Raw genomic sequence first — 18,476 nt, 5'->3', positions numbered from 1 at the left:
AAACTACAAAACCGACACAGGCTTAATAGATATGACAGAACAAATATTAAAAACAACCCAGGGCAAGTTGCGGGTCCGGATACCAACGCAATTAAATGAAGTAACCCTCGGCCAACTAATGGATTTGCAAGCCCGGCCCAATATAACAGATTTGGAGGCCATCAGCATACTTTCGGGCATACCGGTTACTGAGCTTCATAACATCAAAAACTATGATGATCTGCACCAGTTTGGCGATGCCGTGCTTTCTTTATCCCACCAGATTAAATACCTGTACAACAGTAACGAGATCCCCAAAGAGGTAATTTTTATGCTATCAGGGGGCAGCGGGGCACCACCCCAAAAAACAAAGGTAAAAGTAATGCAAAACCTTTCGGTTGAGCCTGCCGGCGCATTTATGGCAGCCCGCGATATCATAGCCGAAGAAATAAATACCCATATAAAAACCCATGGCGAAGATGATTGGCAGGAACATTTTAATCCTTCATTAAACGCTTGCTGCCAGATATTGGCGCAATACTTCTATTGCCGGGCAACAGGTAAAAAATATAACGAATATGAGGTAGAAAGCTTTATGGACGAAGTTAAAAAGCTACGGGTAACGGAGGCACTGCCCATCTCAAAGCATTTTTTTACCTGTTATCCCAGCTTATCGATGCCGAGAATAAGCTTTTGGCATCGGCTCCTACCGTATTGGAAAAAAGGGCAGGAATCCAGTCCTTCGAAAAGTTTAAATATATCAACACTGTAAACTCATTAGCAGGCGGCGATATTACCAAATGGGACCTGATCATGAGTATGCCATATGAGCGTATGCTTACCAAACTGCTGCTTAATAAAACCGAAGCCGAGTATCAAAAACGATATAGCGAGCTATCTCAAACTACAACTTAAAGCGCCTTATCCCTGCAAGGCAAAAACATATAACCACCCCAAACCAGGGATCGGGGCCTGAATTATTATGCGTAACCAAATAGAAGCTATTGTACAAACACTTAATGGCAACCCGGCATTTGCCTATGGCACCCAGGCCGAACTGAATACCCTTGCTGATGATATCACCTTTCCCTGCGTATTTCTTTACCCCCTTCAGCCTATTGAGGTAAGTCCGCAGGTTAATGGCTCGATTGATAATATGTTTACCGTTTATATGGAGTTTTTGTTCAAAACAGATTTTGGGCAATTCACGGCCGAAAATGAAACCTACGTATCGCAAGCGCTGCAAATGGCCAGTCAATTTGTGGTAAAAGCCTCAAAATACAGGGAAGGCGAAGGCCGGTACTTCAGGGTCAAAGCAGGACAAAAAGCCAAATGTGTGCCGGTTTATAACAAGTTTGATGTTAACACCACCGGTATTGGTTTAACCATAGCGTTATCGGCCATGTATTTTGATGCTTTTTAAACCCTCATTCTAACTAATAAAAAAATGAATATAACAGCCACCATTAATGAAACCATCAGCTCAACAACCTACCCCGATCAAAATGGGGGGCAAATTGACCAGGGCGATGTGTTCATCAGCATCATTGATGCTGATACCAGGCAACCTACTAATGGCAATAACTGCGAGGTTACCTATCAGCGTAACGAAAATGGGTATACAAGCAACTATACTGTTACGGTAGCCGGGCAATCGTTCCTGCTCTATTCGGGCATTATCAGAGACTATGAATACAGTCCTCAGGGAGATATGATCCGGAGCAACTATATATCGTTCAGCATAATTGCTGTCAAAGCCGGTGACAATCCTTCCCCCAATCCCTCTGTTTGTGATCTGAAGATAAATTATATAGCTATCAATAAGATCGAGTCGGCCCCGGGAGCTGCCGACGCTCAGATTACAGTTAACGCAACCTCAAGTTTTGCATCCATATTGTACAGTATAGATCTGGGTGTAAACTGGCAGGCGTCTCCTGTTTTTACAAACCTAAGCGGGGGTTAAAACACATACTTGTAAAAGACAGTAACCCCTTAGGCTGTACAGACACCGCGGAGGTTAGTATTTCAACATCCACCAATCTGTTAATCGGTGATCCTTCGGTAATGCTCCCCGATGGATATGTATCACGCTGGAGCGCGGCGTTCAATCCTATCGTGTTTACCTATCAAAGAAAAGATTTCACGATTAAAAGCATAACAGCCGACAGCGAAAAAGGACATGCCTGCATCAGTGTTAACGCCAATTTTAAAGACACCAATACAGGGTTGGTTAAAGTCAAGGAAGGGGATAAAATCTATCTGAAGTCGAACGCTTATAAAGGAGTTTATACCATTGAAAAAGTAACAGGCACCAATAGCATAGTGATTGATACTCCGTTTATAAACGGTGACACTACCGGTTTTATTAATATCAACAGCATGTACCCGTATTATGAGCTGCATACCCGCATTAGCTATACCGATCCGCTTACCAATAACCTATCCACCATAAAATCAGTAAACCGGCCGGATAATACCGGCTTAGTAAAAGCAGACCTGTCAAACTTTTTACAGAGTTTGCTGCGCCCTGCCGACAGCAGCGATTATAACCAGGTTGATCATCGCGATACCAATCTCTGTGCCGCTTATACGGTTGAGTACGCCCAGCATTATGATGATGGCTCAAACGAAGGATTTACAAGCAGCTTCAGTCAAATTCAGTATCCGTACTACGTAGTTTATGCGGCCAAACAGCTCGGGGATAAATATGGCGGCAACCTTGCAGCTTATGTGCCAAACGTTTACTCACCTGCACAATGGATAACAGATTTTAAAAAACCTGCATATTCGGCCGGATACCCATTCGATATTGGGTTCATCTGCACTAATGAGATGGCCAGTTTACAACCCTATTGCCTGCTTACTTTGCTTGATATTAACCAGAACCCGCTACCCGGTGGTTCACAACCAGATTATTTACAAAACGAAGATGATTCATGGATCCTGAATGAAGATGGCAGCAAATTTAGTATTGGGAACCAGACATCTTTTATCATGCCTTTAACAGGTCCAGCCGGCCTGCACCGGCTTATGGTTAATGCAAACTTCCCGGCCGTGGCCTATTACTTTAATATCCAGATCAGGTATGATGATGAAAATGGTTCGCATTCGTTAACCAAAGCACAAACTGTACGGATAGATGATGCTGTTGATGATAATTCAGTATACCTGAGATGGACCGGGCTTAGTGGTTCCTGGAATTACTATCGTTTTGTATTTAACCAGGAAATAAGTCTGGATGTTCAAAATGCTGTTATCATTAAAAACTTTGTACAAAACTGGCAAACCCAGGAAGGAATTGAAGAAGTGATCAGCAAAAGTGCAGGGCAAAAAATGAAGGTTATGGCCGAAGATCTTTCTGTAAATGATATCCGCGGGCTGCAGTCAATTAAATATTCGCCAAAGGTACAGATGCTGGTAAATAAAAATCCCGTCAGGTGGCAAACCATTGTGATAAATACCGCTACCTACAGCGAATATGAAACCCGCAACGGGCAGGCCCCGTTTAGCATAACATTCAACATGCCGTCCATAAATATTCAAACCCAGTAACGGACTTATTCTTTCGTAAAACTAATGTTATCAATCCCATAGTAATAATCACCATCAACAGTTATACTACTTTCATAACTTACCTCAAGTGCCTTTTCGCTAAGTGTATTAACGGTATAAGTGCCTTCATAAAATGCCGGTGTTGTTTTACTTATGGTTAATACTTTATCCTTCAAAGTGTATTGATATTTAATAAGCGCCGTTTCGCCCGACGGAGTGCGGTTTGACGTATAACCTGAACCATCATTATTAAAAATTTCAAAATCAGCAGCCGAGTAATCTGTACGGGCAGTATCTCTCAACAGTACATTGTTTTTATAACTGCGGGTATGATATTTTTTCAGGTACCATTTACCTGTAATAGTAACTAGAGGGTTAGCAGCCTTATCATCTTTTTTGCATGATACCAGGCAACATACCAATATGGCAATTATCAAAAGATACTTTACATGCATTGAATGCTGTTTCAGGTTAATTGGTCGGGATCATAAACTTAAATAAATTATTGATAATAAACCAATTGTTTTAAACAACGGTCAACAACTAACATTTGCTAATTTCATGAATCAAATACAACTTTATATTAATGACCAACTGGTTGATTTAACTGATGACAGCCCTATTGCGCTTACCTTCCAAATCAATAACCTGGCCGAAGTTAAAAACCAGCAGGGCAATACCAGCAACCAGTTTAAGATACCGCTAACGCAACGTAACCGTCAAATTCTGGGTTTTCCGGATGATATAGCTTTTACTACTATGCTCCCTTATGATAATTACCAGGCAAAAATCATCCAGGATGGACTGGAGATTATTCCTTACGGGCTGGCTGTGCTTAACAGCATTGAACAGGATATGGCCAATATCACCATACTAAGCGGTAACGTTGATTTTTTTGACGCGTTGGAAGGAAAGATTTATGATATGGGCGATAGCAGCAGCACCACATCCAATTTGGGTAAAAATCTGCCGTGGCAGGCTTTTGACCATCCCTGGAATTTGGAAACCATTGTTGCATCACAAAAAAAGGAAGAGGGTTGGATATGGCCTGTTGTTGATTATGGATCAATAAATGAGGTTGATTTTGATAAACCTTTGGATGTGTATACCATGCGGCCAGGTTTTTTCATTAAAACTGCAATCGAACTAATGATCAAAAACACAGGTTATAAAGCAACAGGCTCCTTGCTTAAAAATGAGTTATATCCTAAACTTATTTGCCAGTTTGCCAATGACGAGTTTGAACATGGTACCGATTTTCAGAACTCAGTTGAAGGTTTGAGTAAATCAGCATCGATGTTGTACGTTACAAATAACGAACTTGTAATTGATGGCGGGCAGTTAGGTATGCATGCCAATGATAATAGGGACAGAACTTTACCAATTGGATTTCAGGAATACCACGCAACAGAGCGGGTTAACGGCACAGCAAGCCTCATTCTCGACTTAGACATGCATGGCGTGGCCAATACCGGCGATAACGGGTATTTTGAACTCATCATAAACTATCGTGATGCAAACGGCCATTCAAGCGAAGTGGCAAAGCAAACCATCAACTTTACAGATAAGGCTTATCCGCCTAATACCCGTGAGCGCACAGAACCGGTTAAGAATTTAAAGTTCACATACGATTTCGAGCTTAATAAAGGAGATTCGATTTTCATCACTTACCACCTGCACCGTTATAACACCACCGTATTTATTCATAAAGGCGCTGTGTTTAGGTTCGATGTTGATCAGAAACCGGTTTTATATGGCCAGCAGGTACAATGCGAACGCATTTTTCCGGATATAAGTCAGAAAGATTTATTGAAGGATACGCTGCAACGTTTCGGCATTGTATGCCAAACAGATAACAGTACCCGCACCGTGTCCTTTAATTCATTTGCAGATATTGTTTCCAATATTCCAATCGCAAAAAACTGGACAAGCAAGTGTATTGATCAGGGTAAAACCATAAGTTTTCAACTCGGCGGATATGCACAGGTTAATTACATGAAATACAAGGATGACGATAACGTATTACCCAAAAAACTGGCCGATTCTGAAATTATAGTTAAAGATAAGACCCTGCCGGCAAGTGCCGACCTGTTCGAAAGCCAGTTTGCCCCTACCCTTAACCGGGCATTTACCGGTGGAACTATAGCGCAAATTAAAAAGCTCGATCCTGATAGCGATACCAACGATTTCAGCATCAGCACATCACCAAGAATATTGATTGATCAAAAGTTAAACCTGCTCAATCTTAAAGATTATCCTACGGTAAAATTTACCGACGGCGAAAAGACTGTTGAGGTAAATGACGTAGTATCGGTGCCTTATTTTTATAAACCCGATGGTGAATTTAACCTTTGCTTTAGCGATAAACCGGGAGTTAACGGCGCAAAGCAGCCAGGTTTAAGAACAAACTATTATCCGCAACTGCAAAAGATACTAACCCAAACCAAAAAGGTAGTGCGCTATTTTTTATTAACCCCGCGCGATATCATGGAACTTGATTTGCTTATTCCGGTTTATCTGGAGCAGGACAGCTGTTATTATTATATCAACAAAATCGATAGCTGGCGTAAAGGACAGCCGACAAAAGTAGAATTAGTAAAGCTTGGTTAACATTTTTTTATTTTCCAAATATTATTTGCAACCCAAAGTGTAAACGTTATATTTACCAATAATATTAGTAAAATCTAAATTATCACTTTGATGAAATCATATAACCTTCTGTTGTTATTATTAATTATAGCAAGTTGCACTCCTCCTGTTAAAATAGTAGATGACCGACCGACTGAGGAATTAACGTTAATAAATAAATTTCATGTAGCTGATTCTCTCTATTCCGGAGAAGAAAATGCGATAAAAAAATGAAATATATGATAAACAACATGCTCAGGTAGCTAAATTGATTGTGGATACTTTGCATGCGAAAGCTGTGCAATGGCAGGCTACTCTTTATCAAATTGAATTAAAAAGTTACCCCGTTGATTATATCGAGGCAACTTTACTTGTTACGCCAAAGATTTACTTAGATGACGACCAAAAATACCCAGATTTGAGTAATATAGTATTATCTGCCAGGGTACTACCAGACAATACCATCATAAAAGATAAGCTAAAAGATTTGTTAAAAGGTGATAGAGTATTAATAACCGGATCATTTGAGAAAAATAAAACGGGGGATATTGAGTTTACAAGTAATGGGGATGATAAGGATTATGCTTTCTCAAACCCTAAACTTGATTTCAAAATAGAAAGCATTACTAAAATAACTAAAAAGCTACAGTAATAAATATCGCCTGATTATTTGGTTAAGGCTGCACACAACTTTGTTGATAATCAGTTCCACATCCTAATATCCTAAGCCATAGCTCGGACAGTTCGCTATAACCGCAGATTCTTCTAATCATTCTGAATTAAATCAATCTTTAAATTATGCCAAATGGAATTTTAAGCATTAAGCCATCAAATTAAAAAAGACTTTTTTGTTTAATATCAGCGGCTACTTTTTTACCTAAACATAATTAAAACTAATAATCAAAATGACAAATTCATCCAATGATGACCCGATATTTTCGGACATGAATAATTCCATTCAGCAGATCGAAAAATACAACCAGGCGTTTATCAATTTAAAGAACAGCATAAGTAACCTTGGTAAACCGATAAAAAATGTCTCAGACAATGTGCATGCCTTAGATAAAGACCTTAACAAATTAACAGACTCAATTAAAAAATTGAATGAACAAAATGAGGCAGCTGCAAAATCTGGCAATGCATTCAAGGAAACTTTATCAACACTTTCATCTACATTTTCTATATGGAAAAATATCATTGAAGGCGTAAGGGCAGGCTTTCTTACATTCACCAATATATTAAGCGCTGGTCTAACTATATTAACTATTTATGGCCCGGAAATAATGGAATGGGTTGCATCTCTCATACAAGGAAAAGATGCTATTAATGACGCTATACTTAAATTAAATGCACTAAATAAAGCTTTCAGCAGTAGCGACTATTCAAAAGCTATCCAGCAATTAGATGAGTTAAAAATAAATGTCGATTTAGCCCGAAATGGTTTTCTTAAGAAAAAAGATGTATTGAATCAATATAATGAAACGCTGGGAAAAACAATGGGCAAGGCATCATCATTGGCCGAAGTTGAGAACAAGTTAACAAAAGATGGGCCCGCCTATATAAAAATGACCTTATACAAAGCTGCAGCCCAGTTAGCACTTCAGGATGCTGCAAAAAAAGCTTATGAAGCAGAGCAAGCCAAATTAAAGTCAGACGATGATTCTCTTACATTTTGGGACAAAGTGATGGACGTACTAAACAGAAATCCGGGTGCCGCTGGCGAAGGGTCAAGAGGTATACCAAACACAAGTGAAACAGCCGATAGAGAAAAGAAAAAGCAAGCCGAAAATCGGCGGGCTCAAGCAGTAAAAGATGCCCAAAACGAGCAAAAGAAGTTGGAAGCAATAGCAGCCGGATTTCAAAAACAAGCTGCTGATATAGCGAAAGAAATGGACATGAGTTTTTGGGATAATTTTGACACTGACACAGCCCCACAAAAAAAGAAACAGAAAATAGATACCTCCCGCGCCGCCCAATTATTGCAAGCCAGGGCAATTACATTTGCCAAACAAATTGAGCTTGATAAGCAACACTACGACATTGAACTCGCCGCGTTGAATGATGCGCTGAGTAGAAAGCTGATCAGCCAGGAAGATTACGACAAAAAAAGTGAGCAGCTTCAACAAAAATTCCATCTTGGTATTGGTGATAAAATTCAGTTTTTTAATAAAAATGATTTTGATGAAGCAAAAAAGCAAATGCAGGCCGTAATAGATGCTAATCAACACGAGGACACTATGGCAAAGGATGAGAAAAAGGTTGATAAAGCCCTGCTGCCCGGTCAAAAATTAGAAGCCGAAAAACAACTCATTAACGACAAATACACTTATGAAATAAAACTGGCTGCAGGCAATGCCGATAAGATCAAAGCCTTAGAAGATCAAAAGCAAAAGGATATTACAACTTTAACACAGCAATACGAGCAGCAACGCAAAGAATTTGCACTACAAGCAGCACAACAAGTATCCGACAAAGCTTTTTCAATCATTCAAAATAACATTAAAAATCAAAGCGATGCCAAAATCAAGGGGTTAGAAAAAGACAAAGCAGCCGAACTGGGCAATAAAAACCTGACAAACACACAGAAAAAAGCCATTGAAGATAAATATCAAAAAAGGAAGCTGCTGAAAAAGTCAAAGCTTTTAAGGCCGAACAAAAAGCTTCAATATTACAAGCCGTTATTAATGGAGCGCTGGCTGTTACCAAGGCTACTTCTCAAACCGGTGTGCTGGCTCCTTTCGTAATACCTGGTATAATTGCTTCTACCGCCATGCAGGTTGCAACCATTATAGCCCAGAAACCGCCGCAATACGCCAAAGGCGGCTTACATTATCAGTCTGACGGTCGCGGGGCATTACTTTCCGGCTATAGCCGTACAGATAACACCAATGCCTACCTTCGCTCAGGCGAAGCTATTGTTGTATCTGAAGCTATGCGGAACCCATGGGCCCGCAACCTGGTTAGCGCTATCAACGTGGCACATGGAGGTCGTGATTTTTCTATACCGAATCTGAATCGGGGTTATGCCTTAGGCGGCATATTCACTGATGGCGGCAATGCTAACAGGTATTATAATCAACCTGTTAATGACGTTAAAGACCTGGCCAATACACTCGCTTATCAAATGATCAATAACTTCCCTCCTGTTTATGTGGATGTAAAGGATATTAATAACCAGCAAAATATATTAGCTCAAACTATTAACCGTGTAAACCTTTAATCAAATTATGCCAATCATCACAACAAACATACCTATAACCTATAACCTATAACCTATAACCTATAACCTATAACCTATAACCTATAACCTATAACCTATAACCTATAACCTATAACCTATAACCTATAACCTATAACCGCTAACCTCTAACAAAATGGATATCCAAATTGCCAATACCCTTTTTGATGAAGGAATATTCTCTGCTATGTATAAAGCTGGGTTCATCACTACTAAAGTATTTGTGTACCGCGAAATCTTTTTATGGGTTCATGCACAACAACAAACCCGGGGTATCTCGAAAAATCAGGCTGTGCTTGAAGCAGAAATTAAGTTCAGCAAAGACGAACGCACCATCTGGCGTGCACTTAATTGCTTTTCGGAGAAAGTAGCTTAAAGATTCTTTAACTGACAAAATACTGTCACCAGGTTGAAAGAAATTTGTGCCGACATTTGTTATGTCAATCAACCGAACGCGAAGAATCACTAAGATTAAAACACGCCAAAGCAAATCCAGTCCATTCAAATAATTCAAGAAATTCGAGTTCAGACCACAACTGACAAAACACTGTCACCATCAAAATAAACAATAACCACGATCTTTGATACATGCCAGCCGGCATTATAAGACGTAAAAAAAACGGCCGCTATTACAAGCTAATTAACAATCCCCAGTCCATCTTCCGGACTTTCTGACTTCCCGACTTTCGGACAAAAAACAATTTATATGAGCTACAAAATTTATTTATACGATACCGAGACCGACTGCATTGGTTCGGGCAACTTATCATCCGCTTACATACAAACCCAGCTTGAGGCAGCGGCTGGCGCTGATATTGAAGTACACATCAGTTCGGTCGGCGGCAGCGCATTTGATGCCATCGCTATTTATGATCTGCTTAAAAAGTATCCCGGTAAAGTTACTACCTATATCGACGCGCTGGCCGCCTCAGCAGCTTCAGTTGTTGCAATGGGCGGCAGAAAAGTAATCATGAGCAAATACGCGCTGCTTATGATTCACAAACCAATGGTTGGTACCGGCGGCAATGCAGATGAACTTTTAAAAGATGTACAGATGCTAAATGTAGTTCAGGAGCGGCTGGCACAGATCTACATGGACAAATCCGGGTTAGACGGAGTTACCGTAAACAGTTTGATCAACTCCGTCACCTGGATGACTGCCGATCAGGCACTTGATCTTGGCTTTATCGACCAAATAGAAGATTATCAAACAGAGATTACCAACAGCGCGCTTATTAAAAACTATACAAGCACCGCCCCAGCAGTTTACCAGCGATGCATTAACAAAATCTTAAACATAAAAAACAACTGTATGAACATCGAGAACAAAGAACTCATTGAGAAAACCACGTCGGTATTAAACAAGATCATGAATTTTTTCAAAAAAGTGGTAAACAAGCAAACCATCACCGATAAGGGAACGCTGCACCACGCAGGCCAAATTGAAGAAGGTGCCGAAGTTTACCAGGACGAAGACATGACTATGCCCGCCATAAGCGATACTTATACCTGCGCCGATGGCAAACAACTGGACGTTAAACACGGAAAGATTCAAACGGTAACACCTGCTGACCCTGAAACAGCACCGGAAGCAGAGGATGAAGACGACAACCTGCCGGAAAGTAAATTTAAATCGGCTAAAAAACCTGCAGATGTACAAAATCGCATGCAGCAGTTAAAAGCCCGCCTGCATGCACAAAACGCGCTGTTAACAGAAGCCCGTAGCGCGCTTGAGGAAGCCAACAACCGCCTGCAAAAAACACATACTGAAGTAAAGAACGAAATCAAATCAACCTTTATACCCGAAAGCTCAAAGCGCAGCAATAAAACCCACTCAGAGCCCGCTCCGTTTTTTGCCCCGCAAACTGAAATCGCGAAAAACGCGGTTAAAAAAGCAATAGCTTCCTAAACCGACTACTACCTTACTAAACCTTATAGTATCTAATTAACCCATTCTTACTATCCCTATACGTTTAAAACAATCAAAGCTCTCCCTTTAGGGGGCCGGGGGGCTAAACTTTATGGCTCAATTTACATTTACAAACAACACCTACGCCGGCGAAGCGCTGGCAGGATTTATGGCAAGCACTTTATTGGAAGCCGATTCCGTTAAACGTGGCCTGCTCACGGTAATTAACGACGTAAAAGCCCGCAAGGTAATCCTTGATGTCGATGACGACGTTGTACTGCAAAACCCATCAGGTATCTTTACTGATCAAGGTACAACCGCTCACCAAACCGAAAGCTATCTTGACCCCGTGGTTTACGAATTCATGAAACAGGAGCAGTGGGATAAACTTGCCCAAGGCTGGGAAGCCCAATCCCTTAAACCAGGAGCCTTTATGGATTATGAAGGTGTGGTTGACCTGTCGGACTTTATGGTACAGCGTTATTTAACCAAAATCCAGATTGCTAACGAACGTTTGTACTGGCTTGGCAAAGGTGCCACTAAGGAAGCTGCCTTTACAGCCGACTTCCCCGGCCTGCTCCCATCGATAGCTGCGGCTTCAGGCGTTTACAAAGTAGGGTTAAGCAAACCCGCCACCTCATTGGCAGCTACCGCAATTGATGCAAATGGCATTGTGACCGTGGCCGATACCTCAACCCTCGCTGATGGCGATGTTGTTACAATCACCGCGGTAACCGGCACCAGCAAGGATACTACCAATGGCGCGCCAGGTATCGCTGTTCAGGGCCAATCTTACTTCATTCAGGTAGCGAGCGCCACCTCGTTTAAGCTGGTGCGTAACTACAATGAAGTTAACAGCCGTAGGCCTGCAACTTTTAGCGGCACAGCCACCGCGGCTACAGTAAACTACATTAACGTAAGCAATGTATTGCAGGTGCTGGGCAGTGTTTATGCCCAGCTTGACCCTGCCGACAGGATCCAGGAAGATTTTAACTTACAGATTCCTTTACATGTGGGTTATGCGTATGCCCAGGCGCAGGCAAACAAGGCATTAAACGTTATCAACGCTTTTACCGATATGAAAAAGATGGACTACCTGGGCATCCCTCTTCAAATCATGAACCACTGGCAGGCTAATACTATTTTAGGTGCAAGGTCGTCAAACCTATTCCTCGGTGTCGACCTGTTAGGTGATGCTTCTGAGCTATCAACCGTTTACCTGAAGCCTTACACCAACGATAACGTGGTACGCATGAAAGCCCGTATGAAAGCGGCCGTAAATTTCAAATTTGCCAACGAACTGTTCTACCTCTCTGCTTAGTGAATTGTTGATTGGGTTGGTTAGGTGAGTGGTTATTGACTCTTTACCCTATCCTTAACTAACCCAATCAACTTAATCAACCATTAACTTAATCAACCAATAATAACATGTCAATTTATAATAAAATAAACGCAGGTTTTAGCCTGGGTACGGATGAACCTATTACCTCGGGTATTGAGGATGTGATCTATATCTTTAATGCGGATGATATTGTGCTCACTTACGACACCAGCAACCCGCTTATTGTTAAAGGATTAACCGCTGTGAGCAATGCCAAAGTTTACAAATTTGAAGGAACAAATAACAGTTTCAATACTACTTCCAAACAAACAAAAACACAGGTAGGCCCGCGTTATACCGAAGAGATAGATTTCAACATAGCAGGTTTATCTGTTGATATCAAAGGCCAGCTTATGGCCATGGGATATGGCCGCGTACGCGCCATAGCGGTTAATAACTATAAATCAAGCGATTCGGCTATTGAACTTTTTGGCGCGGTAAACGGATTGATCCTAACCGATGCCGAACGTAATGCCGCAGATGAATCACTTGACGGTGGTTACAAACTGAAGCTTACCAATCCTGATAAAATGAAAGAGCCCTACCCTCCCCGCGCGGTATCTATTGCTCCCGGCACTGGTAACGCCACTTATGCCAGCACTTTATCAGCTATCGAGGCGCTGGTTACAGCATAATCATTGTGTCATGAGGTCATTAGTCATTGTATAATGGCTAATGACCATTAAAAGATCCTTTTTCTATAACCTAAAACTAATGACCAAATGACTGATGACGCAATAACAAAGAAATACATGCTTAAACCCGGCTTTCATCAATTTGCACCTGGTTCGGCAGCAATACATTGCAATGAAAACCTGAGCGATGAAGAAGCAGAATGGTACTTACAACGATATCCACATATAGAAGCGCTGTTTGCCCCCCGTCACCCTGAAGGGGGAGTTATAATCCAATCTAAGAATAGGCGCAAATCAATGGCTAATAAAGATTCAAACAAAGGAGGTTCAAAATGAAAACCTATCTTCCGCAAATTGAAAGGCGAATACTGGTAAGGCCAAACCAAACCTATGGTATTCTTAACTATGACCTGGATAATGCTTATCCGCAGCGGATGCTTGAGTTGGTAGCCGGATCACCTACAGCAAAAGACTGCTGGAACAAACGGACAAAATTCATTGCCGGTAATGGATTTGAAGAAAAAGACCTCAACAAACAGGTGATCAACGCCAAGGGTTTAACCCTTGCCAAACTATTAAAGGCATTGGCTACCGACAAAGCACTTTTCACTGGTTTCTGCATTCACGTAAATTACAATGCTGATTTCAAGATCGTATCGGTGAGTTACGTAAAATTCGAGGATATACGCATGGGCGATACCGATAGCCCGGAAACGACCGACAAATATGCGCTTTACTCAGATTGGGGCCGCAAAACCTGGAAAAACATCATGCGCAGCAAGATCACTTTTTTAGACCGGTATAATCCTGATCCGCAGGTGATCCGGGAACAGGTATCCCGGGCCGGCGGATGGGAACATTACAAAGGACAGTTGTTTTATTTTAATCCGGAAGTTGATGATTACCCGTTAATTGAAGCAGATTCGGTATGGGAAGATTTTGAAACCGAGGCCGGGATCAAGATTTTCAACAACAGGGAGGTAACCACCGGGTTTCTGCCATCAACCATGCTTTTTATGCAGTCGCGCCGCGAGGAGGCCGAAAACACCAGGCCTGATGCCGATGAGTACTCAGCGGCCAATATCCCATCGCAGCTTGAAAAAGACCTCGGCGCATTTCAGGGTGCGAAAAGCGCGCAAAAGATCATCGTAATTGAATATGAAGATGAAAACTCAAAACCGGAATTCAAAGCCTACCCTATTCAGAATAACGATAAGCTGTTTGAAACGACGGAACGATCTGTCGAAGCCCGCATCATTAAAGGCTTTTCGGTGCCAAAAGAATTGATTAACGCCGAAAAATCATCAGGGTTAAGCAACGGCAGCGAAAAGAAGCAGGCAATTCTTGAGTTCAATGACAATACCGCGGCCGACAGGCTTGACCTGTCAGAAACTTTAGCTGAAATTTTCAATCGTTTTTACAGAAATATAAATCCCGGTAATAACTGGAACATCGTACCCGTAACAGCGATAGCAGCCGATGATAGCCCGGGTATCAAGGCCGGAAACGCCATCAACGGGCTCCTACAATCGGCCATTCCTCAAAAAACAAAATAGCTGCGTTGATATACGCTTATGGTTTTAAACAAGCCGAAGCCGAAGCAATGTGCGCTTAATTAAGTCATCAGTCTTTAGTCGTAAGTTCTAAAAGCTGCTTAAGCCTTATCATTTTCATCATTCTAATTTAAACAAAAAACGACTTAAGACTTCCGACTCAAGACTTAGAACTAAGACTTAAACACAATCATAAACAACATTTTCAAATCCCGCAACGGGAGTTAGGAGGCCATGCTATGATCTATTTAATCAATCAAACCATATTTCAGCAATACGAAGACATTAACATAAATATTAAACCCGAGCGTCTCAAAGTGTTCATTAAAAAAGCGCAGGAGCTTGATTTGAAGCCATTTTTAGGTTATGCCTTATACTACCAGCTGATCACCTGCTGCAATGATGACGGTACTATAAAAGAAGATGCTCCGCAGGCTTATAAGGACCTGTTAAACGGCAGCGAATATCTTGACGAGTATGGCCGCATCGTATTATACGAAGGCCTCGCTCCCGCCCTGGTTTATTTCACCTTTGCCCGCTTTATTGAAAACGACGCTATACACTACACTGCAACTGGACCAGTTATCAAACGCCACGATAACGGCGATGCCCTTTCATCGCCCGAGATTGTAAAACTGGTGCAGCAGCAACGCAGTATAGCCAATGCTTATACCAATGATATAGAAAAATTTTTAAGAGATAACCAGGAAAACTTTCCGCTTTGGCGCTACAACGAAAAGAATAAAAGCAGCCGCCAGTCCGGTCCGCGGATCCGTGGTATCGACAAAAATGATTTCAACTATCCGGGCACAATTAACAATTACAATTTACCAATAACCGAATTTTTAAACTGATGGCGAACGATAAAAAAATAAGCGAGCTCCCGATAGCAGAAACTATAAATACCGAAGACAGATCAATCCTCATCAGCAACAATGCCGATTATCAATTCGATTTTGCCACCCTGCTTCAATTTATCAATTCAGGGCTAAACGCCGGAGCTAACCTAACCTTCGGCCCGGTGCTTCCGCAAAACACAAGCGGTAAAAACGGGGACGTATTTATAAACACTGCAGCAGGCTCCTTTGCGCAAAAAATAGCAGGTGTTTGGACAATTGTTTACACCATAGCCACCGGAAGCAGCGGCGATACCACCGTGCTATACGGCACAACCAACCCCAATACGTCAACCGGCAATAATGGCGATACATTTATAAACACCGTAAGCGGCATATTTTACAAAAAGACCGCCGGAGCATGGAACCAGGTATTCTCCATGCAAACAGGTCCGCAGGGACCACAAGGGGCAAGCGGAACGGATGGTATCAATGGTACAAACGGCAAAACAATATTAAACGGGCTAACCAATCCGGCAAACAGCCTGGGTACCGATGGTGATTTTTATATCAATACCTCCTCTTATTACTTTTTCGGCCCCAAGACCGCCGGTATCTGGGGCAGCGGAATTTCATTGATAGTTTCGGGCGCACAATTTGAGGAAATTGCGAACAAAAATACACCCAACGGCTATGCGGGTTTAGATGGCAGCGGAAAGATTTCGGCAGCCCAACTCCCCGGCTATGTCGATGATGTACTGGAGATTGCCAATTATGCATCCCTGCCGGCGATCGGAGAAACCGGAAAAATCTATATTACTACCGATACCAACAATGAATACAGGTGGGGCGGATCGGCATACATCCAAATTGTGGCGTCGCCCGGTACTACCGATGCTGTACCCGAAGGCGCAACAAACAAATATTTCACGGTATCAAGGGTTTTAAACGCTGTACTTACAGGTATCGGATTCGGAAGCGCCTCGGCAATATCAGCAACCGATAGCATTTTGCAGGCGTTGGGGAAGCTGCAGGCTCAAATTACCGGTTTATTTAAGATTCCTTCGGGAGGGATAAGCGGGCAGATCTTAGCAAAAAATAGCAATACTGATGGTGATTTGCATTGGATTAATGCGCCTTCCGGTAGTGGCGGGGGCGGCTCATCTGAACCATCCGGGCAGATTAAATCTTTCAGGGTTGATTACGGGGCTGTTGGGGATGGTGTGACGGATGACACGGCAGTTATAAATACAGCGTTAGCATCGGAGCGTGTTATAGAAGATACCGGGGACTTTCATGTTTCAACCAATCCAACTAATACATACGGTACGCCAATAAATGGCGACATTCGGATAACAAAAACAGGAGATTTTGGTCAACCAGTTCAGCTAAATAGCGATGCTGATAAATATCAACACATATTTGGCTTAGAATATCTATCGAGCTTTCACAAAAAATTAATAGCAGGTACGGGTGTGAAATGTCAATTATCAGGGGATAGTACTTCTGTATTTGACGGAGGTACTGCTGGATATGATATATTTAGCCTCTTACAGAACTTAACTATTAGGAGCAATTTCACCAACGTAACATGGTCTTCAAGTAGTGCTCTTGGTTTATCAAACGTTAGTTGGGTTAACACCGTTTTGCCCTCTGATTTATCTATGTCTACTCCGATGGATTTATATATTCTTAGATATGGTATTAACGATGCACAAGACGGAAAAACCGCTAAGCAATCCATCGATCTTGTAGAAAGTGGTTTAGCAACAATTAGGGCAAATTCTAATTTTACTAAAGATAAATTATCAATTATTTTATGTACCCCAAATACCCATCAAGACCACATAAGTGGAAGTTATAGCGGTGAGATTTGGATAGAAGATTATCGAAAAGGCTTAAAATCATTAGCACGTAAATATCAATGTGTATTTTTTGACACTTATGCTATGTGGCAAGATGCAAGAAACGCCTCTGATTATATGGGAGATCGTTTACACCCACAGTCTGTATTTTACGCATGGCAGGCCGATAAGCTTTTCAATGTTATTTTCCCGTCAATTTTCAGACCAGTCATTAATAACAATTTTGTGCCTGCGAATGTGTTCACAGCTACTCAACCACCTTCCGATTATCCCTTAGGGTTAAGCCAATTCGAGGCAAGCTCAACATTTCCGGTTCAAGGACAAGTAATAACATTCAGGTCAAAAGGTAGCAATGGCACAATAAATCAGTATGTACATGGCCGGGGATTTTATGGAAATCAGTTTTGGTATCGATCAGGTAGCACAAGTGATGGATGGTTTCCTTTTATAAGATTATTAGATGGTAATACTATTGCATCAGGAATTTACACTACTGATCATTATGATTTTACAAACACTATTTCAACAGGCCTTTCAAGTGATCAGACACTTAAAGGGTTTAGTGTTACTCCAATGAATTCAGATGCTCGTTCAGCCATTATAGCAAGTATATCAGTTGTCAGTGGGGTTAATATTCGGTTAAATTATAGTTCATCTGCTCCGGCAGTAGTAGGGTCTACTTTCGCGTGGACAGCGTTTCTTTGATAATTGATGGATGTTCAGATGGTTCTATCCAGCTACACGATTGATCCCAACCTGTTGAGGGGCCTTCGTCAAGCGCAATCATTTTTTTGCCACACCATTTGCAAGTACGCTCATTTGGTTTGTATATCCAGTAATGAATATTATACCTACAAATAAGATTTTTAATATAAAATAACATGCCTTAGCTATTAAAAC

17 protein-coding genes are annotated in these 18,476 nt (G+C 41.5%); 16 read left to right on the top strand and 1 reads right to left on the bottom strand.

Annotated features, from left to right (window positions below):
• The first annotated feature begins 31 nt into the window (after positions 1-31).
• From ACQ86K_RS07685 to ACQ86K_RS07670, 4 genes are all read left to right on the top strand, one after another.
• On the top strand, positions 32-751 hold the full coding sequence (locus ACQ86K_RS07685; protein ID WP_431200122.1) for a hypothetical protein: 720 nt from the start codon (positions 32-34) through the stop codon (positions 749-751).
• A gap of 210 nt (positions 752-961) precedes the next feature.
• Positions 962-1,402, top strand: a complete 441-nt coding sequence (locus ACQ86K_RS07680; protein ID WP_431200121.1) for a hypothetical protein — start codon at positions 962-964, stop codon at positions 1,400-1,402.
• A gap of 24 nt (positions 1,403-1,426) precedes the next feature.
• A complete protein-coding gene (locus ACQ86K_RS07675) occupies positions 1,427-1,942 on the top strand; it encodes a hypothetical protein (RefSeq protein WP_431200120.1) in 516 nt (171 codons plus the stop codon).
• 101 nt (positions 1,943-2,043) lie between these two features.
• Positions 2,044-3,531, top strand: coding sequence for a hypothetical protein (locus ACQ86K_RS07670; protein ID WP_431200119.1), 1,488 nt, complete (start codon positions 2,044-2,046; stop codon positions 3,529-3,531).
• Between the two features lie 5 nt (positions 3,532-3,536).
• On the opposite strand, the gene ACQ86K_RS07665 is transcribed toward ACQ86K_RS07670, so the two are convergent.
• Positions 3,537-3,986 (bottom strand): hypothetical protein, encoded by a 450-nt coding sequence (locus tag ACQ86K_RS07665; protein WP_431200118.1) that lies wholly within the window; start codon positions 3,984-3,986, stop codon positions 3,537-3,539.
• Between the two features lie 106 nt (positions 3,987-4,092).
• Between ACQ86K_RS07665 and ACQ86K_RS07660 the strand changes: the two genes are divergently transcribed.
• The 12 genes from ACQ86K_RS07660 to ACQ86K_RS07605 all read left to right on the top strand — a co-directional run bounded on the left by ACQ86K_RS07660 (position 4,093) and on the right by ACQ86K_RS07605 (position 18,281).
• The gene (locus ACQ86K_RS07660; RefSeq protein ID WP_431200117.1) at positions 4,093-6,141 is read left to right on the top strand and encodes a hypothetical protein; all 2,049 of its coding nucleotides are present in this window, start codon (positions 4,093-4,095) and stop codon (positions 6,139-6,141) included.
• 292 nt (positions 6,142-6,433) lie between these two features.
• Entirely contained in the window at positions 6,434-6,811 is a 378-nt protein-coding gene (locus tag ACQ86K_RS07655) for a hypothetical protein (RefSeq protein ID WP_431200116.1), read from the top strand.
• Between the two features lie 448 nt (positions 6,812-7,259).
• Complete coding sequence (locus ACQ86K_RS07650) at positions 7,260-8,903, top strand: hypothetical protein (RefSeq protein WP_431200115.1); 1,644 nt, start codon at positions 7,260-7,262, stop codon at positions 8,901-8,903.
• Positions 8,885-9,379 (top strand): hypothetical protein, encoded by a 495-nt coding sequence (locus ACQ86K_RS07645; protein ID WP_431200114.1) that lies wholly within the window; start codon positions 8,885-8,887, stop codon positions 9,377-9,379. The genes ACQ86K_RS07650 and ACQ86K_RS07645 overlap by 19 nt, the downstream gene beginning before the upstream one ends.
• A 154-nt stretch (positions 9,380-9,533) precedes the next feature.
• The gene (locus ACQ86K_RS07640; RefSeq protein WP_431200113.1) at positions 9,534-9,773 is read left to right on the top strand and encodes a hypothetical protein; all 240 of its coding nucleotides are present in this window, start codon (positions 9,534-9,536) and stop codon (positions 9,771-9,773) included.
• Between the two features lie 330 nt (positions 9,774-10,103).
• Positions 10,104-11,306, top strand: a complete 1,203-nt coding sequence (locus ACQ86K_RS07635; RefSeq protein WP_431200112.1) for a head maturation protease, ClpP-related — start codon at positions 10,104-10,106, stop codon at positions 11,304-11,306.
• Between the two features lie 112 nt (positions 11,307-11,418).
• The gene (locus tag ACQ86K_RS07630) at positions 11,419-12,627 is read left to right on the top strand and encodes a hypothetical protein (protein ID WP_431200111.1); all 1,209 of its coding nucleotides are present in this window, start codon (positions 11,419-11,421) and stop codon (positions 12,625-12,627) included.
• A 107-nt stretch (positions 12,628-12,734) separates the two neighbouring features.
• A complete protein-coding gene (locus ACQ86K_RS07625; protein WP_091163223.1) occupies positions 12,735-13,322 on the top strand; it encodes a hypothetical protein in 588 nt (195 codons plus the stop codon).
• A gap of 87 nt (positions 13,323-13,409) precedes the next feature.
• Entirely contained in the window at positions 13,410-13,658 is a 249-nt protein-coding gene (locus ACQ86K_RS07620) for a hypothetical protein (RefSeq protein ID WP_091163222.1), read from the top strand.
• Positions 13,655-14,878: a hypothetical protein gene (locus ACQ86K_RS07615; RefSeq protein ID WP_431200110.1), complete on the top strand. Its 1,224-nt coding sequence runs from the start codon at positions 13,655-13,657 to the stop codon at positions 14,876-14,878. Before ACQ86K_RS07620 ends, ACQ86K_RS07615 begins: the two co-directional genes overlap by 4 nt.
• 236 nt (positions 14,879-15,114) lie before the next feature.
• Positions 15,115-15,729 (top strand): hypothetical protein, encoded by a 615-nt coding sequence (locus ACQ86K_RS07610; RefSeq protein WP_431200109.1) that lies wholly within the window; start codon positions 15,115-15,117, stop codon positions 15,727-15,729.
• Positions 15,729-18,281 (top strand): GDSL-type esterase/lipase family protein, encoded by a 2,553-nt coding sequence (locus ACQ86K_RS07605; RefSeq protein ID WP_431200108.1) that lies wholly within the window; start codon positions 15,729-15,731, stop codon positions 18,279-18,281. Before ACQ86K_RS07610 ends, ACQ86K_RS07605 begins: the two co-directional genes overlap by 1 nt.
• Positions 18,282-18,476 lie beyond the last annotated feature (195 nt).

It is taken from the genome of Mucilaginibacter sp. P19, from assembly GCF_050632265.1.
Taxonomy (GTDB): domain Bacteria; phylum Bacteroidota; class Bacteroidia; order Sphingobacteriales; family Sphingobacteriaceae; genus Mucilaginibacter; species Mucilaginibacter gossypii.
This window is presented reverse-complemented; position numbering and strand designations above follow the sequence as displayed.

Coding starts and splice junctions, on each gene's coding strand:
- ACQ86K_RS07665 (WP_431200118.1), bottom strand. CDS start 3,986: ATGCATGTAAAGTATCTTTTGATAATTGCCATATTGGTATGTTGCCTG.
- ACQ86K_RS07675 (WP_431200120.1), top strand. CDS start 1,427: ATGAATATAACAGCCACCATTAATGAAACCATCAGCTCAACAACCTAC.
- ACQ86K_RS07610 (WP_431200109.1), top strand. CDS start 15,115: ATGATCTATTTAATCAATCAAACCATATTTCAGCAATACGAAGACATT.
- ACQ86K_RS07685 (WP_431200122.1), top strand. CDS start 32: ATGACAGAACAAATATTAAAAACAACCCAGGGCAAGTTGCGGGTCCGG.
- ACQ86K_RS07670 (WP_431200119.1), top strand. CDS start 2,044: ATGCTCCCCGATGGATATGTATCACGCTGGAGCGCGGCGTTCAATCCT.
- ACQ86K_RS07615 (WP_431200110.1), top strand. CDS start 13,655: ATGAAAACCTATCTTCCGCAAATTGAAAGGCGAATACTGGTAAGGCCA.
- ACQ86K_RS07605 (WP_431200108.1), top strand. CDS start 15,729: ATGGCGAACGATAAAAAAATAAGCGAGCTCCCGATAGCAGAAACTATA.
- ACQ86K_RS07630 (WP_431200111.1), top strand. CDS start 11,419: ATGGCTCAATTTACATTTACAAACAACACCTACGCCGGCGAAGCGCTG.
- ACQ86K_RS07625 (WP_091163223.1), top strand. CDS start 12,735: ATGTCAATTTATAATAAAATAAACGCAGGTTTTAGCCTGGGTACGGAT.
- ACQ86K_RS07680 (WP_431200121.1), top strand. CDS start 962: ATGCGTAACCAAATAGAAGCTATTGTACAAACACTTAATGGCAACCCG.
- ACQ86K_RS07635 (WP_431200112.1), top strand. CDS start 10,104: ATGAGCTACAAAATTTATTTATACGATACCGAGACCGACTGCATTGGT.
- ACQ86K_RS07620 (WP_091163222.1), top strand. CDS start 13,410: ATGACTGATGACGCAATAACAAAGAAATACATGCTTAAACCCGGCTTT.
- ACQ86K_RS07660 (WP_431200117.1), top strand. CDS start 4,093: ATGAATCAAATACAACTTTATATTAATGACCAACTGGTTGATTTAACT.
- ACQ86K_RS07640 (WP_431200113.1), top strand. CDS start 9,534: ATGGATATCCAAATTGCCAATACCCTTTTTGATGAAGGAATATTCTCT.